14 protein-coding genes are annotated in these 16,815 nt (G+C 32.4%); 9 read left to right on the top strand and 5 right to left on the bottom strand.

Annotated features, from left to right (window positions below; all coding sequences use genetic code 11):
- Positions 1–3: 3 nt before the first annotated feature.
- The 6 genes from QWY99_RS16380 (at position 4) to QWY99_RS16355 (ending at position 7,326) form a co-directional block, all read left to right on the top strand.
- Entirely contained in the window at positions 4–1,155 is a 1,152-nt protein-coding gene (locus QWY99_RS16380) for a formimidoylglutamase (protein ID WP_290266665.1), read from the top strand.
- Positions 1,156–1,420: 265 nt separating this feature from the next.
- Positions 1,421–2,821, top strand: coding sequence for a T9SS ring complex lipoprotein PorK/GldK (gene porK, locus QWY99_RS16375; RefSeq protein ID WP_290266663.1), 1,401 nt, complete (start codon positions 1,421–1,423; stop codon positions 2,819–2,821).
- Positions 2,822–2,892: 71 nt separating this feature from the next.
- The gene (gene porL, locus QWY99_RS16370; protein WP_290266661.1) at positions 2,893–3,540 is read left to right on the top strand and encodes a type IX secretion system motor protein PorL/GldL; all 648 of its coding nucleotides are present in this window, start codon (positions 2,893–2,895) and stop codon (positions 3,538–3,540) included.
- A gap of 48 nt (positions 3,541–3,588) precedes the next feature.
- The gene (porM, locus tag QWY99_RS16365) at positions 3,589–5,136 is read left to right on the top strand and encodes a type IX secretion system motor protein PorM/GldM (RefSeq protein ID WP_290266660.1); all 1,548 of its coding nucleotides are present in this window, start codon (positions 3,589–3,591) and stop codon (positions 5,134–5,136) included.
- A gap of 50 nt (positions 5,137–5,186) precedes the next feature.
- Positions 5,187–6,176 carry a type IX secretion system ring subunit PorN/GldN gene (gene porN, locus QWY99_RS16360; protein WP_290266659.1) on the top strand — a complete coding sequence of 330 codons (990 nt, stop codon included), beginning with the start codon at positions 5,187–5,189 and terminating at the stop codon, positions 6,174–6,176.
- A gap of 97 nt (positions 6,177–6,273) precedes the next feature.
- Positions 6,274–7,326 carry an NAD(P)/FAD-dependent oxidoreductase gene (locus QWY99_RS16355; RefSeq protein WP_290266658.1) on the top strand — a complete coding sequence of 351 codons (1,053 nt, stop codon included), beginning with the start codon at positions 6,274–6,276 and terminating at the stop codon, positions 7,324–7,326.
- 1 nt (position 7,327) lies between these two features.
- Here QWY99_RS16355 and QWY99_RS16350 read toward each other — a convergent pair whose 3' ends face one another.
- A complete protein-coding gene (locus QWY99_RS16350) occupies positions 7,328–7,711 on the bottom strand; it encodes a DUF983 domain-containing protein (protein ID WP_290266656.1) in 384 nt (127 codons plus the stop codon).
- A gap of 459 nt (positions 7,712–8,170) precedes the next feature.
- On the opposite strand from QWY99_RS16350, the gene QWY99_RS16345 reads away from it, so the two are divergent.
- The gene (locus QWY99_RS16345; RefSeq protein ID WP_290266654.1) at positions 8,171–10,078 is read left to right on the top strand and encodes an ABC transporter ATP-binding protein; all 1,908 of its coding nucleotides are present in this window, start codon (positions 8,171–8,173) and stop codon (positions 10,076–10,078) included.
- Positions 10,079–10,503: 425 nt separating this feature from the next.
- Here the strand turns inward: QWY99_RS16345 and QWY99_RS16340 are convergent, their stop codons facing one another.
- Positions 10,504–11,472, bottom strand: coding sequence for an App1 family protein phosphatidate phosphatase (locus QWY99_RS16340; protein WP_290266653.1), 969 nt, complete (start codon positions 11,470–11,472; stop codon positions 10,504–10,506).
- Between the two features lie 61 nt (positions 11,473–11,533).
- Here QWY99_RS16340 and QWY99_RS16335 point away from each other — a divergent pair, with 61 nt between their 5' ends.
- Positions 11,534–12,403 carry a diacylglycerol/lipid kinase family protein gene (locus tag QWY99_RS16335; RefSeq protein WP_290266651.1) on the top strand — a complete coding sequence of 290 codons (870 nt, stop codon included), beginning with the start codon at positions 11,534–11,536 and terminating at the stop codon, positions 12,401–12,403.
- A 43-nt stretch (positions 12,404–12,446) separates the two neighbouring features.
- On the opposite strand, the gene QWY99_RS16330 is transcribed toward QWY99_RS16335, so the two are convergent.
- A complete protein-coding gene (locus QWY99_RS16330) occupies positions 12,447–13,592 on the bottom strand; it encodes a peptidogalycan biosysnthesis protein (protein WP_290266649.1) in 1,146 nt (381 codons plus the stop codon).
- A gap of 135 nt (positions 13,593–13,727) precedes the next feature.
- A complete protein-coding gene (locus QWY99_RS16325; protein WP_290266647.1) occupies positions 13,728–14,216 on the bottom strand; it encodes a DUF1761 domain-containing protein in 489 nt (162 codons plus the stop codon).
- A gap of 294 nt (positions 14,217–14,510) precedes the next feature.
- Between QWY99_RS16325 and QWY99_RS16320 the strand changes: the two genes are divergently transcribed.
- Entirely contained in the window at positions 14,511–14,816 is a 306-nt protein-coding gene (locus QWY99_RS16320) for a hypothetical protein (RefSeq protein ID WP_290266645.1), read from the top strand.
- A gap of 341 nt (positions 14,817–15,157) precedes the next feature.
- Here QWY99_RS16320 and QWY99_RS16315 read toward each other — a convergent pair whose 3' ends face one another.
- A complete protein-coding gene (locus QWY99_RS16315; RefSeq protein WP_290266644.1) occupies positions 15,158–16,678 on the bottom strand; it encodes a glycosyltransferase family 39 protein in 1,521 nt (506 codons plus the stop codon).
- Between the last annotated feature and the right edge of the window lie 137 nt (positions 16,679–16,815).

Below are 16,815 nucleotides of genomic sequence, written 5' to 3'. Positions count from 1 at the left end.
AAAATGGAATTTGATTTTCTACAACCAGTTTCTGAAGAAATTCTAAACTATGTTGATACTTTGTCTTCTCAAGAATTGGGAAGTAAAATAGTTTTGCATACTAAGGAGCAATTCCCTGATATAACTAAAATTAATATCGCTATAATTGGAGTTTTGGATAATCGTGGCGATACAACTGCGATTGATGATGTAAATCTAAATCCATTTCGTAAAAAGCTATATGGCATGTTTCCTGGAAATTGGGATATGGGTATTGCTGATTTAGGTGATATTGCGCAAGGGGATTCTATAGAAGACACTTATTATCTTTTAAAGAAAATAACAGCAGCTTTAATAAAAAATAGAGTAGTGCCTATAGTAGTAGGTGGTTCTCAAGATTTAACGTATGCTTTATATCGTGCTTATGACGATTTAGAACAAATGGTTAATTTGGTTGCGGTCGATAATAAATTTGATTTTGGAAAAGAGAGTGAAGATTCTTCTGCAGCTTCTTATTTGACCAAGATTATAGTAGATGCGCCTAATAATTTGTTTAATTTCTGTAATATAGGGTATCAGACCTATTACAATTCCCAAGAAGAAATAGATTTAATCGAAAAATTGTTTTTTGATGCATACCGCCTAGGAGAGATTTCAAATAAAATTGCACTCGCTGAGCCAGTTTTTAGAGATGCCGATTTAGTAAGTTTTGATTTGAATTCAGTGAAATCTGCCGATTCAGGTAATACTATTGCTTTTGAGCCTAATGGTTTTGATGGTAAAGAGATTTGTTCGTTAGCGAGGTATGCTGGAATTAGTGATAAAGTGTCTGCTTTTGGTTTGTTTAATCAAAACAGCACATGTCAAGAAGCTCCGTTAATGGCGCAAATAGTTTGGTATTTCATCGAAGGGTATCATTACCGTTCAAATGAATATCCATACGGAAGTCGAAAAAACTACCTGAAATATATCGTTCCATTGGAAGAAGAAGATCTCGTTTTTTACAAAAGTGACAAAACAGATCGATGGTGGATAGAGATTCCTTTTATTTCAAATGGCAACAATAAATTGAAGAGAAATACGTTGTTATCTTGTTCTTACGATGAATATTTAGTTGCTTGTAATCAAGAATTGCCAGAAAGATGGTGGAAAGCACAACGTAAAAACACCGTGTAATCGTTTTCGTAATAAGATACGAGTTATTAAGGTTTTTTTTAAATAGCTGATTTTGTTTTAATTAGTAAGGTTTGACTTATAAATATTAAAATTTAACGTTTTTAAGCGGTTTTTTGTGGCAGTTTATCGACTAAATATTTTTTTTTTATTTTTTTTAACTTTAATTTTGGACCCTGAAATAAATTGCACTAAAAGCTATTGTTTTTTAGAAAAATAATAAATAGGTTTACGGACTTATAATAATGAATAGATAATCCAAACATATATGAAGAAGTTTATTGCATTTGCGGCATTTTTAACACTAATGATTAGTTGTGGTAGGTCAAGTGACAAAGGAGAATTAGTAGGTGTTAAAGGCGGGAAATGGTATCCAGAAAAACCTTACGGAATGACATTGATTCCAGGAGGGTCTTTTATCATGGGGAAGTCAGATGATGACTTGGCTCAAGTAGAGGATGCACCAACAAAAACAGTTACTGTTCGTTCTTTTTATATGGATGAAACTGAGATAACTAATAGCGAATATCGTCAATTTGTAGAGTGGGTTAAAGATTCTACAATGAGAGTTCGTTTGGCAATTATGGCTGATGAAATGGGTCAAAAACCAGGTGGCGGAGCAGATGCTAAAGGTAAAAAAAGTGGTAGTATAGGGGATTATGCTTTTAATGATTCTGATCCTGAAAAAATGACTGCTTATGATAAATACATGTATGATAATTACTACAGTATAGGGACAGCAGATGATCCTTATGCAGGTAGAAAATTAAACAGAAAAGTTAAGTTAGCAAAAGGAACACAAGCTTACCCAGACGAGTATTATGCTGAAGTAATGGATTCAATGTATATTCCTGTTGAGGAGTCTTATAATGGATTAAGAACTATAGATGTTAATAAATTGAAATTTAGATATTCTTGGATGGATATTCAAGCTGCGGCAAAAGCTAAAGTTGGAAAAAGAAAAGAATTTGTTAAGACAGAAGAAGTTAAGGTTTATCCAGATACAACAGTTTGGATTAAGGATTTTACATATTCTTACAACGAGCCAATGCACAATGATTACTTCTGGCATAAAGCATATGGAGATTATCCGGTTGTAGGTGTAAAATGGACTCAAGCAAAAGCATTTTGTGCTTGGAGAACTTTAAATAAAAATACATACATAAAAGCTAAAAAGAAAGGTCATGATTTAGTGAACTCTTTCAGATTGCCTACAGAGGCAGAATGGGAGTATGCTGCTAGAGGTGGTCTTGAATCAGGAACTTACCCATGGGGAGGTCCTTATATCAGAAATGATAGAGGTTGTTTTATGGCAAACTTTAAACCAAATAGAGGAGATTATGCAGCAGATAATGCTTTATATACTGTAGAAGCAAAATCATACGATCCAAATGGTTATAATTTGTACAATATGGCAGGTAACGTAGCAGAGTGGACAGATTCTTCATACAGTCCAAATGCATACGAATATGTGTCTACTATGAATCCTAATGTACAAGACGGGTCTAACAAGCGTAAAGTAGTACGTGGAGGTTCATGGAAAGATGTTGCTTATTTCTTACAAGTAAGTACCAGAGATTTTGAATATGCAGATTCTGCAAGAAGTTTTATCGGTTTTAGAACTGTTCAAGATTATATGGGAACACAATCAACAGGGAATAAGAAGTAATTAAACGAGAAAGAAAATTAAATTAAATATCCAAATCCTTTTTTTAAACCTAAAACAAAACAAAAACAATTATGGCATTATTAAGTAAAAAAGTGATGAATTTCGCTTACGGTATGGGAGCAGCAGTAGTAATTATTGGAGCTTTATTCAAAATTACTCACTTTGAAATAGGACCATTAACAGGTACCTTAATGCTTTCAATCGGATTAGTAACAGAAGCATTAATCTTTGCTTTATCTGCTTTTGAACCAGTTGACGAAGAGTTGGACTGGACATTAGTATATCCAGAATTGGCTAACGGACAAGCAAAAGTAAAAGTTGCAAAAGCGGAGAAAACTGCAGATGCTCAAGGTTTACTTTCTCAAAAATTAGACGTTATGCTTAAAGAAGCTAAAATTGACGGTGAATTAATGGCAAGCTTAGGTAACAGTATCAAAAACTTTGAGTCTGCTGCTAAAGGTATTGCTCCAACTGTTGATTCAATTGCTTCTACTAAAAAATACAGCGAAGAGTTATCTACTGCTGCTGCACAAATGGAATCTTTAAATAGTTTATACAAAGTTCAATTAGAAAGTGCTTCTCGAAATGCAGAAGCAAACAAAGAAATCGCAGAAAACGCTAGTAAATTAAAAGAGCAAATGCAATCTATGACTGCAAATATTGCTTCTTTAAACAATGTATATGGTGGTATGCTTTCAGCTATGAATAACAAAGGATAATTAGTTAAAAACTATTATTATTAATAAAAAACTAATTATTTAGAAAATATGGCAGGAGGAAAATTAACCCCTAGACAGAAGATGATAAACCTGATGTATCTGGTTTTTATCGCAATGTTAGCAATGAATATGTCAAAAGAAGTATTGTCTGCTTTTGGCTTAATGAATGAAAAATTTGAAAGTGCAAATGAGTCAGCTAATATGACAAATGAGCAATTATTGGCTTCGTTAGATCAGAAAGCGGCTGAGGCTAAAGGTGAATTTGAAACAGCTGCTCAAACAGCTCATAAAGTTCAAGCAATATCTAAAGATTTTTATAGCTATATCGAAACTTTAAAAGGTGATGTTTTAAAGGGATTCGAAAAAGACAAAGAAACTGGGAAATTACCTTATGAGTCTATGGACAAAGGGGATAATATTGATAACTGGTTTACAGGTGATGGTTATACTGCAAAAGGTAAAGAAATTGTTGCTAAAATTGACAAGTACAAAGCTGATATGAAAGCTGTATTAAGCGACAAAAAGTACAATGCAATTGTAGCTGAGATTGATAGTAAATTTGATACTTCTGATGTTAAGAACAAAGAAGGTTTGAAAGATGATTTTTTAGCTTACCATTTTAAAGGTTTTCCAGCTGTAGCTTCAGTTGCAAAATTATCAGCATGGCAAAGTGATGTTAAAAAAGCAGAATCAGATGTTTATAGTTCTGCTTTAGGAAAAGCAGCAGTACAAGCCGCGTCTTATAGTAATTATAAAGCAATTGTGGTTCTTGATAAAAGTGCATATTTCCAAGGAGAAACTGTTACAGGTAAAGTAGTTTTAGGTCGTTATGATGATAATACACAGCCTACTTCATTTATTCTTAACGGAAGACCTGGAAAAATTGTTAACGGTCAAGCTGTAGTTGAAATGACTGCTGGTGGAGTTGGTGAACAAAATATTAGTGGTCAATTTACATTCTTAGAAGATGGAAAGACTATTCCTCTTAAATTTGATCAACCATATGTTGTAGTTCCTAAGCCAAACTCTGCTACTATTTCTGCAGATAAAATGAATGTAGTTTACAGAGGTGTTGTTAACCCTATCTCAATTTCATTTGCAGGTGTTGCTGATAACAAAGTTGTTGCAACAGCTCCAGGATTATCATCTGCTGGAAAACCTGGAAAATATAACATGAGCCCAGGTACAGGTACAGAAACTACAATTTCTGTAACAGGTAAATTAGAAAATGGAACTACTGTTTCTGATAAGAAAACTTTTAGAATTAAAGGTATTCCTGGACCAAGTGGAACTATTAGAGGAGAAATGGGTATTGTAAAAGGACCTAAATCAAATTTAGAAGTAGCTACAATTGGAGCTAAATTAGTTGATTTTGATTTCGAAGTTGGTTTAGATGTTGTTGGATTTAATTTAAAAGTTACTGGACAACCTACAGTTGTTGTTGCTGGTAATAAATTAAATGCACAATGTAAATCAGTTCTTTCAAAAGCAGGTAGAGGAGATCAAGTTACTATTTCTGAGATTAAAACTAAACTTGTTGGAGCAGGAAGTTATTTATTGCCAAGAACAGCTCCAGTAATTTTTGAAATACAATAATAAGTAGTTCTATAAAGTAAACTACTTCAATATCTTATACTGATACCATGATGAATGTAAGAATTTTTTTAATAGCTATTATCTCTGTTGCAGGGAGTTATACAACATTTGCACAGTCGAATTTGCTTAACGCAAAAACACCAGCTGAAATTGGTTTAAAGACACCAGCGCAACTTGTTTTGGATAATGACAAACCATTAGCATATGGTTATGTACACGATAGAGATGTTTTGATGGGGAAAACTGTTTGGGAAATCATTGATTTGAATGAAAAAATCAACTTCTCATTGTACTTTCCTATTGATACTGCAAATATTGGTTCAGACAGACGTTCTATGTACGATGTCTTGACAAAAGCAATTAAAAATGGTAAAATTACTGAGGTTTATACTGATAGTTATTTCAATACCAAAAAGTCTATGAAAGATATTCAGGCTTCTTTATCTCGTATCGATACAACTGATGCGGGTAGAGAGCAATTGAATCAAGATCCAGGTGCATACGTTGCACAAACGATCCAGAAAAAGAAGACTACTGGTAAAGGAAAAAACAAAGTAACTACAACTGAAACAGTAGACGTTCCTGCATCTAAAATTATATCTTCAGAATATATCTTGAAAACTGATTTAACAGCTCAAGATGTTACGGAGTATAAAATTAAAGGATATTGGTATTTTGATAAACGTCAAAGTGAATTGAAGTATCGTCTATTAGGTATTTGTCCTGTAACTCCTGATGTTTACACTATTAATAGTGAAGAGAAAGATTATATTGAATTGTTCTGGGTATTCTTCCCAGATGCCAGAAATGTTTTGCATGAAGCTAAAGCTTTTAATGACAAAAACTCTGCAATGCCAATTTCTTTTGATCAAATCTTAAACTCTAGACGTTTTAACAGTACAATCTATAAAGAAGAAAATGTTTACGGAGATAGAGCTATCGAAGAATACATGAAAGATAATGCTCAGAATCAATTATTAGAATCTGAGAGAGTGAAAGAAAAAATTAGAAATTTCGAATCGGATATGTGGAATTACTAAAAATTGATTTCCTTTTTTAATATAAACTCTTACCATTCGTGGTAAGAGTTTTTTTTTATTTAAGTTTGATGGCTGTAACAGTTTAATTTGTTTTTTTATGATTGACTACTTAATTATTGGCTCAGGTTTGGCTGGAATTTCTTTTTCAGAAAAGGCATTGTCACGCAATAAATCTATTTTAGTAATAGATGATAAATCACAAAACTCTTCTAAAATAGCTGGTGGATTGTACAATCCTGTTATTTTAAAAAGATTTAGTGAAGTGTGGCAAGCACAACCACAGTTAGTCTTGATGGATACGTTTTATACAACTATAGAAGCCAAACTTGCTACAAAGTTCAATTTCCAACTTCCAATCCTGAGAAAATTTTTCTCTATTGAAGAACAGAACAATTGGTTTAGTGCTTCTGATAAAAAAAACTTAGCACCTTTTTTGTCAACCAAATTAGTTACTAAAAAATACAATAGTATAGATTCTCCTTACGATTATGGAGAAGTTTTGCATACTGGTTATGTCGATACTGCTTTGTTATTAGAAAAGTATAGAGAATATTTGCTTACTGAAAATTTATTACTTCAAGATGCATTTGATTACAGTCAAATTAAGTTTTTAGATTCAGGAATTCAGTATGAAGATATTATAGCACAGCATATTATTTTTGCAGAAGGATTTGGGTTGCATAAAAATCCATTCTTTAATGATTTGCCTTTGGATGGAACAAAAGGGGAATTGTTTATTATACGAGCAGTAGGTTTAAATCTAGATGTAATCGTTAATACAAGTGTGTTTATTCTGCCTTTAGGTGATGATTTGTTTAAAGTAGGAGCTACATACAATTGGAAAGATAAAACGGACTTACCTACCGAAGAGGCGAAGGAAGAACTTCTAGAGCGTATCCGTGAAATTATTACTTGTGAGTTTGAAATTGTTCAGCATTTTGCAGGAGTTCGTCCTACAGTAAAAGACAGAAGACCATTGGTGGGAACACACCATACAAATAAATCACTTCATATACTTAACGGATTAGGTACGCGAGGAGTTATGCTTGGACCTGCAATGGCGGAAGCTTTGTTTGAAAATATTGAAAATGAAATTCCTTTGGACGATGAAATAAACATCCAACGGTTTTACAAAAAGAATAGAAAGTAACTTATTTTATATTGGTAGTTGGATCGTAAGAAACAAACATGTTGATGTAAATATTTCTTGACCATCTTAATACAAAAGGAAATAATACCACAAGAGTTATTACAATTGCTATAAATGAAGTTTCAATACTCGAATGCAATAAAACATACGATATAATAAAAGCTGCGATTCCTAAAGCAACGTTTAGACCGTAGCTAACATACATTGCTCCATAAAAAAAGGAAGGTTCAATTTGGTACACAAGTCCACAATGACTGCAAGATTCATTCATTTTTAGAACTTTTCCTAAATGCAATGGATTCTTGTCTTCGTACATACTTTCGTTTTGACACTTAGGACAAGTTCCTTTTAAAATACTATTTAGCTTAGATCCTTTTTTGAACATTTTGAGTAGTTTTTTGTGATATTTAAATAGCTAACTCTTTCTTTTATTTAAGTCAGAGTAGTTGTTTAAAATAATAAGATATGAATTTAATTCAAAGATAATCATTGATTGCCACATTAACAATTTTCCTACTCTTAATATATAAAACCGTGTAAGAAATCGGCTTTAACTATGCTGAATATCGGCTTTTTAACTTTATAGTATAATACATTCCTTTTCACTACCTTTGCATTTTTAAAATCATAAGTAAAATGCAATATATATTGCTTTATATTTTAGAAGATAAAGAATTAAAAATACTGATTAGACGTTAATTAGACACAGGGTTTAAGTTTTATGTAAGCTCAATAAATGTTTAATTACTCGAAAAGAAGGATTTTAGTATCTACAAAAATTGATTCTCATTAATTTGAAGGTATCAATTTACACAATCAATTAGTTATAAAATAACAATAATAAATGCTTAATATACACAATTTATCTGTTTCGTTTGGGGGGTCTTATTTATTTGAGGAAGTTACATTTCGTTTAGGTGCAGGAGATCGAGTTGGTCTTGTTGGGAAAAATGGTGCTGGAAAATCAACAATGCTAAAGATTCTTGCAGGTGATTTTAAACCAGATTCTGGTCAAATTGCAACAGAGAAAGAAGTAAGAATGGGTTTCCTACGTCAGGATATCGATTTTGAACAAGGAAGAACAGTACTCGAAGAAGCCTACGAAGCTTTTACAGATATTAAAGTTGTAGAAAAAAAATTAGAGCAAATCAATCATCAATTGGTAACCAGAACCGATTATGAAAGTGAAGAATACAGTCAGATTATCGAAGATTTATCTGATTACACACACCGTTTTGATTTGTTAGGTGGATATAATTATGTTGGTGATACAGAAAAAATATTGATAGGTTTAGGTTTTAAAAGAGAAGTCTTTAATAACCAAACCGAAACTTTCTCAGGAGGATGGAGAATGCGTATCGAGCTTGCAAAGTTGTTATTGCAGTCTAATGATATTTTGTTGCTGGATGAGCCTACGAATCACTTGGATATAGAGAGTATCATTTGGTTAGAAAGCTTCTTGCGTAATTATCCTGGTGTTGTGGTAATTGTTTCCCACGATAAAATGTTCTTGGATAATGTAACCAATAGAACAATCGAAATTTCATTAGGAAAGGCGTATGACTTTAATAAGCCATATTCTGAGTACTTATTGTTGCGTCATGAAATTCGTGAAAAGCAATTGGCTACACAAAAAAATCAAGCTAAGAAAATTGAAGAAACTGAAAAGTTAATCGAGAAATTCCGTGCCAAAGCTTCAAAAGCATCTATGGCGCAATCGCTTATCAAGAAATTGGATAAAGTAGAGCGTATTGAGGTAGATGAAGACGATAATTCTGTAATGAATATCTCATTTCCAGTTTCAAAAGAACCAGGAAGAGTAGTAGTCGAAGCAGACAATGTTACCAAAGCTTACGGAGATAAAGTTATTCTTAAAGATATAAACTTGTTGGTAGAACGTGGAAGCAAAATTGCTTTTGTTGGGCAGAACGGACAAGGTAAATCAACTTTTATTAAAGCAATTGTTGATGAATTTGAATACCAAGGAAGCATAAAATTAGGTCACAATGTTCAGTTGGGTTATTTTGCTCAAAATCAAGCCGAATATCTTGATGGTGAAATCACTTTGCTACAAACAATGGAGGATGCTGCAATGGATACCAACCGTTCGAAAGTTCGTGATATGTTGGGGTCATTTTTGTTCCGTGGAGATGATGTTGAAAAAAAGGTAAAAGTTCTTTCTGGAGGTGAAAGAAACCGTTTAGCATTATGTAAGTTGTTATTGCAACCTATAAATGTATTGCTAATGGATGAGCCGACGAATCACTTGGATATAAAATCTAAGAATGTATTGAAAGCGGCGCTTCAAAAATTTGGTGGAACATTATTATTGGTTTCTCACGATAGGGATTTTCTTCAAGGAATGTCTAATTTAGTATATGAATTCAAGGACCAAAAGATAAAAGAATATTTAGGAGATATTAACTACTTCTTAGAGCAACGTAATTTAGAAAACATGCGTGAAGTAGAGAAAAAAGATGCTACAAAAGCGGGTGCTCCTAAAGAAAGCAATAAAGCTTCATACGAAGATCAAAAGAAAAATAAAGCGTTGCAGAATCGCTTGAGTAAAGTTGAAAGTCAAATAAAACAACTAGAAAAAGACATTCAGCACGACGATAAAATGTTAGCTTCAAATTATGACAAACACATAGAAGATGCTTCATTTTTTACGGCATATAATAAAAAGAAAGCTGAACTGGAAAAATTACTTTCAGAATGGGAAGTAGTTCAAGAAGAAATAGATAATCTATAATTCAATAATAGGGGACTATTTCAGCTTTCGCTACAATTCTTCATAAAAAAAAGCATTTCTAATGTTATAAAAAGAGCTTCTTATGTCGCCTTTTTAAAACAGGAAATGCTTTTTTTTTATGTCTCAGTTTCCAGTCTCAGTTTCCAGTCTCGGTATTCAGTCTCAGTATTCAGTCTCAGTCGCATGTCATCCTGAGCGGAGTCGAAGGGTAGTCTCAGTATTCAGTCTTAGTCGCATGTCATCCTGAGCGGAGTCGAAGGGTAGTCTCGGTATTCAGTCTCAGTCGCATGTCATTTTGAGCGGAGTCGAAGGATCAGTATCTGTTTTTTACTTTACATCTTACATCTCACATCTTACATCTCACATCTTTCATCTCACATCTTTCATCTCACATCTTTCATCTCACTTCTAACATTTCATACAAATCAGGTAATAATTCCAATTTTTTTAGAATGTTCAATTGCTTCACTACTATCTTTAAAATAACAAATAGAAACTTCAAGGTTTTCTAAATTTTTCAGAATAGCTTTAGTTGCTTCTTTCTTGTTTTTTCCAGTTTGTCTTATGTAAACTGCTTTTACAGTCACAGGAAATATTTTGCAAATGTTTTCATATAGCATCGGATCGTGTTGAGAATCATCACCTAATAAAACATACTTTAGGTTAGGGTAAAACTCCAGTACATGTTTAATTTTTTCGAACTTATGATTATGACTTCCTCTGCCACTCATAAAAAAATCGGATATTCCTGTTTTGATATCCTTTAATAAAATTACCGCTCTTGGTAAATCATGAATTTTTGTAAACCGAATTATGAAACGATACAGATTCCATTCGCTACTAGAAATGTAGAAAAAAGCATTTTTTTCATTTTTATTGTTTCTTCCAGCTGAACTCAGTGCTTGATAATGAGGTACAACGTCATCAAATATCTTACGATCATTTACATTTCTAAATAGAAGAATATATAGTTTTCTAAAAAAACTTTTGGTGTGCGAAATAAGAAAAGTATCATCAATATCAGATATAATTCCTAAATTACCATCATGAGGTCTAATGAAGGATGCAAAAGATGTTATTGTTTCGCTTTTGTGCGTAATGCTAACTTCGTAATCTATCCATCCAAAGTCAGTTTTTTGATATAGAGGAATGCAGAATTTAAAAAAACCATCATCAAGAGTTTTAGTGTGAATTTGTCTATTACCATGTTTTAGATAAACATCATAATTAGGAATTGTTTTTATTCGGAAAAGTTTAAGTATAGAAGACGCATTTTTAAAGTTTTTCTTTTGAAAATCATAATCACTAGCTGTTGATGGTTTAAAAACGTGTCCCATAACAATTAGTTCCTGATCGTTAGCATATCCGCGATATAATTTTAAAATGGGCTTCATTAATTGTGTACTTTTGGAATAACTGGTGTAATTACTTTTTAATAAATATAAAGATAAAATTTTGAAACGAAATATCTTATTTGTGGTAAACCCTATTTCGGGCGATTTGGATAAGTCAGAACTTATCGAGGCAGTAAAATCCTATGCGGTAACTTGTCATATTAATCTTGAAGTATATGAAACTACAGGAAAGGATGACGTTGCTCAAATTATACGATTATATAATGAGCAGCTGCCTAGCCGAATTATTGTGGCGGGAGGAGATGGAACGGTAAAAATGGTAGCTGAGGCAATGGAACAATATGATGTTGTTATTGGGATATTGCCAGCAGGATCTGCCAATGGTTTATCAGTTGATTTAAATCTTCCAAAAAGTCTTGAAGAAAATCTAAGTATTGCATTTCATAGTAATTATATCGAGATGGATATGATATCTATTAACGGCAAAAGAAGCATTCATTTAAGTGATATCGGACTTAATGCAGACTTGATCAAGAATTACGAAGAAAGCAATTTAAGAGGTTTCTGGGGCTATGCATCACAGGCATATACAACTATAAAAGAGTCAAGAGATCCTTTTTGGGTTTCAATTACAGCAAACAATCAAACAGAAGAACATGAGGCAAGGATGGTAGTGATTGCTAATTCTCAAAAATATGGAACTGGCGTTGTAATTAATCCAAAAGGAATGGTTAATGATGGTAAATTTGAATTGGTAGTTTTAAAAAACTTAGATTTAATAATTCTTGGAAAAATAATTACTGGAAATATGCCAATCGATTCAGATGACATTGTTATTATTTCGACAGATAAAGCTGTGATGAAAACTAATAATCCGGTTAGTTTTCAAATCGATGGAGAATATTGTGGTGCACAAACGGAGTTAGATATTCATATTCTGCACAAGCAAATTAAAATTGCTATCCCTTAAGAATTTCAGGGAAGTTTGTCATTTTCTTAAATACGCAATGTATTTATTTAAACGGATTTCGTTCCTGCCAATCGCTTTTAGGTTCTAGGTAATTAAAAAGTTTAGCAATATTATGGTTGATTAAAGCATTGCTGTGTGTGATAAGTCCGTACATTTTAATGGGTTTTGCGCCAACAGAACTTTTTATTTCTAGAGCAGTTCTTGCGAAAATAATTTCTTTAAAACCTTTGTTTATAGAAAACGCTATCATGTCATAAAGCATATTTAAATACAGCATTTTTTCGCGCTGAATACTTTCATCATAGCCTAAGAAATAAGTGTCCATTGCGCTTCCGTTCATGATTAAAGTATTAAAGCCAATTAATTTTCCATCAATAAAATAGCCGTAAAAAAGGAACTTATCTTGTAATGTTTCTTTAAAAACGCTAAAATGATTTTTTGCCAAGAAAAAAGTGTTGAATGGAGCATTTTTGGCAACATGATAATACAAATCATAAATAGTATCTTCAAAAGCGATAATATCGTTTAGATCCATTTTTCTTTTCTCGATTCCTAATGCTTTTTTGCGAGTACGTTTGTATTGGTCACGGTATTTTTTGGATAAAGCATCGATATAATCCGTTTCAGTTTTCCAGTATTCATTGATTTTAAAAACCATGTTTGGCTGAATAGAAAACGTATATCCTTTTTTAAATTCGTCAGCAAGAAGATCAATTTCTTTAGCCGAAAAATCTTTAATAGTTGTAATGTGAATCTTTTTTCCTTTAGATTTAAAATCCTTTTTTAAAGCATTAATTGCTTTGTGCAGTAATTTAATTCCTTTTGGTAGACTTATTTTTTCGGAAAATGAAAAAGCATTTTGTCCAGTAAGCATGTTATTGCCGACAAACAAAACATGAGAAGCAAATTTTTTGAAGGCAAAATTACGAACAGTTGTTTTAACGCATTTATCTCGCTCTCCAAATGATTCTAGCTTATTAGAATCTACAAACTGAGTTAGTACAATACCAATTAATTCGGTGTTCTTAAAGAGTCCGATATAATGGCATAGCATGTTGGTGGGAGCAGATTTTTCTAAAACCTCAAGATATTCTCTTGATAAAAAAATATTGTGGCTAGCCAAATCATTCCATGATTTAGGAAGTGATGCTGTATTGTTGTAAATCTGGAAGGAATAAGATGCATTCAAGGTAAGAGTACTATATTGTTCAAATTTACTTAATAATTACAGAATAATATAATTTATGGCTTATTTAGGGACAGTATATTTAAAAGAGAAATCCGTTTGATTTTATCTTTCAAACGGATTTCTATAGTTTTGAATTTATGCCCATGCACAAATGATTCCCCCCATTATGGTTAAGGTTAGAATCCAGTACCCTGCATGAACAAAAATATATTTCCAAGATTTTCTTTCGAATAAGCCATTAATTGCAAGCATTGGAAAAGCAAAGAATACTCCAGTTAGAAATCCATGAAGAGCACCGTGCTTAAAAGTGCGATAAGCCGTTCCATAATCAGCCATGAATGCTGTAAAAGAAGGTTTTACGCTTTCTAACATCGGAGGGCCTCCAATCATTCCTATCGCACCAGATTGATGAATTGTTAATGATGAAACGATTATTGTCATCATTAAGGAAAACACATAAGTCAATCCAAAAATTTTAAGCATGCTTCCTTTCTTAAGATCATCTTGAGTTATTCTGGCCTCTCTCATCCAGATTGTTCCAAATACTTTAGGATTGTACCAGATAAAACCAGTAACAAGAGTAGTTAATGCTGAAGCTAAAAATGCTATGAAGTTCATTTCCATGAAATTAGGTTTTAAGGTTAGTTGTTCAAATTTAATAAAATATAAAATACCAATGACATTTGTTTTAATTATCTTAAAATCATGTTGTTTTATAGTTTAATTACTATTTTTTATGTGGTATTGTTAATTGATCTTGAAATCTATTTTTTAATTAAGACTATAAATTAGTTGTGTTTTGTTTTAAAAATTTCAGAATTAATTATGAATGTAAAAGATTTTTATTAGTAAATTTATCTTTCAATAGGGTTTTGAACCCTTGCAAATAGAATTATACTTAATTTAAATTGATAAGCTATGAGAGTACAGTATCAGGGTGAGCATAACGGGAAACCTACAACATTCGAAATAAGAATTATAGGTAATAATCTTTCGAAATCGAGTTCTAATTATCAAATTGATTTATTGGTAGGAGATAATAAATTGCCTATAACTTCATCAATGATACACCAGAGTTTGTCAAATTGCTTGAAAGATATTTATTTATTCCGAAAAGCAAATAACATTCAGTTTGACGCTTCTTCTGAAAAAGTATTGCCAAACGTAGTACCGTATGATTTGGTGCTTTATAACTATAATAAGAATATGCTGTTTAGGGCTTAAAGAGGAGGTACTAAGATTCTAAGGTTCTGAGGTGCTAAGGTTTTTTTGGGGTACAAAGGCTCAAAGCTATAAAGGTTCAAAGGTACAAAGTTGTAAAGGCCTATAAGTAATTCTTTGACTCGGCTCTGGCGACTCAGAGCATTAAGCGAGTGACTGAACGCATAGCACTGTGACTGTACTTCGACTCTATTCAAGATAATATAGAGCACTGCGACTGAAAACTGAAAACTGTGACTGTCCTTCGACTCCGCTCAGGATGACATGTGACTGAAAACTAAAAACTTTGAACGAAAACAAAACCTTTGTAACTCTGCTCCTTTGTTGCTTTGAACCTTAAAAAGTCAAAACCTTTTAGACTCCTTAATTTCTTTGATAATTCTTTTATTGATATCAATTTTTGCATCAGTGAAAACAAAAATAGTTGTTTTGTATTCTCTAGCATTTTTATTAGTGATTGAATCTGCTACTGCATAGGAGTTAAAGTATGGGCTAGTCTCTTTAATTTCACCATCATTTTCATGATATTCCTTTATGCGAATTAAGTTAGTGTATTGAGTAGTAAGATCGAACCAGTTTATGTAATCGGCATTAAAAGAAACGGCTTTAATTCTTTTTTTTGTGTAATAATTAATAGCTCCTGCCTGACCATAATTATCGCAAAGAACTAAGGTTTTTTCTGGATTAGCGATAGTTGAATAAATTGAGTCTGTTTTATGAGCGAGTTCCTTCCATCCCAGCATATCAGCATAATCTTGTGGTAAATTATGCTCTTTTCCATCTTCCCATGTAAGCATTCCTAGTTTTTTATAGCCTTCAGGGTGTTTTATTATGTATTCAGGACTTTTATTTGGAAATGATAAGTTGTACATCGGAATAAAAAATAATAGCGGGATGATTATGAATACAGGTTGTAGATAACGTTTCCAATTCGTTTTTAAAACTTCAGAGAGATAAACAGCACCAAAAGCAATGTAAATAGGATATAAGCCGATGGCGTAATATGCCTTGGCTTTAAAGGATAAGAATACAATAAGTGTGAAAATTATTGAAGTAAAAAAGAACCTATATTTTTCGAAGGGTTTGTAAAATAATAAGGCGTACAATGCTGCAAGTAGTACAAAGAAAGAGCCAATAAAATAAAGCAATTGTTTTTTTAGAAATTCGAAACGATCGATGTTAACTAATTGTGTTTCGGCTAATTCTTTCATATGATGCACAACCGGAAAGTTATTGTTGTATTGCCATAACAGGTTTGGTAAAATAAGAACAAGTCCTAAAAGGAGTGCATAACATAGTTTTCTAGTGGCTAATATTTGTCTTTGTTTGGATAGTAGGATAGCAGGGAGTAAGCCTATAAGCAGGAATAGAATGTTGTATTTGTTAAGAAATCCAAAGGCAAATACGATTGCTCCTATATAAAGCCATTTTGATTTTTTAGTATCACTATATTGGATTAGGGTATAATAAAGAGTAGTCCAGCATAATACATCTAATGAATTAGGTTGATAAAGAATGTTAATTCGTAGTAATGTTGAAAAAACGATACAAGTCGCACCTAGAATTAGGGCATATAAGTTTCCGTTGAGTTTATCGATAGTTTTCCAGACGATCAAGAGCGTTAAAGCACCAAAAAGGGCAGGGAAGAACTTAACCCAAAAAACAGAATTTCCGAGTTGTAGTATGATATAAGAAATCCAAGATGTTACAGGAGGAACCGATAAATAGCCCCAAGCCAGATGATGGGCTTGGTCCAGATGAAGGTATTCGTCCCGTTGCAAATTATATTCAGGGGATATTAGGTTGTATTGCAAAACAAATTTTAAAATGATAAATCCGAGTAAGATTATGGTTTTCTTAGTCATGGGTTTTGATCTAAAGAGCTAAAATTGATGTTTTTTTTGCTAATATATAATTTATTTTAATTGATTGAATGTTAAACGAATAAAGCCTCAGTTTTTCTGAAGCTTTATTTGTTTTAGGAAGGTTGATGAAATATAAA

This window comes from Flavobacterium branchiarum (genome assembly GCF_030409845.1).
In the GTDB taxonomy this organism is placed as follows: domain Bacteria; phylum Bacteroidota; class Bacteroidia; order Flavobacteriales; family Flavobacteriaceae; genus Flavobacterium; species Flavobacterium branchiarum.
The sequence above is the reverse complement of the archived record's forward strand: the minus strand, read 5'-3'. Positions and strand labels throughout refer to the sequence as shown.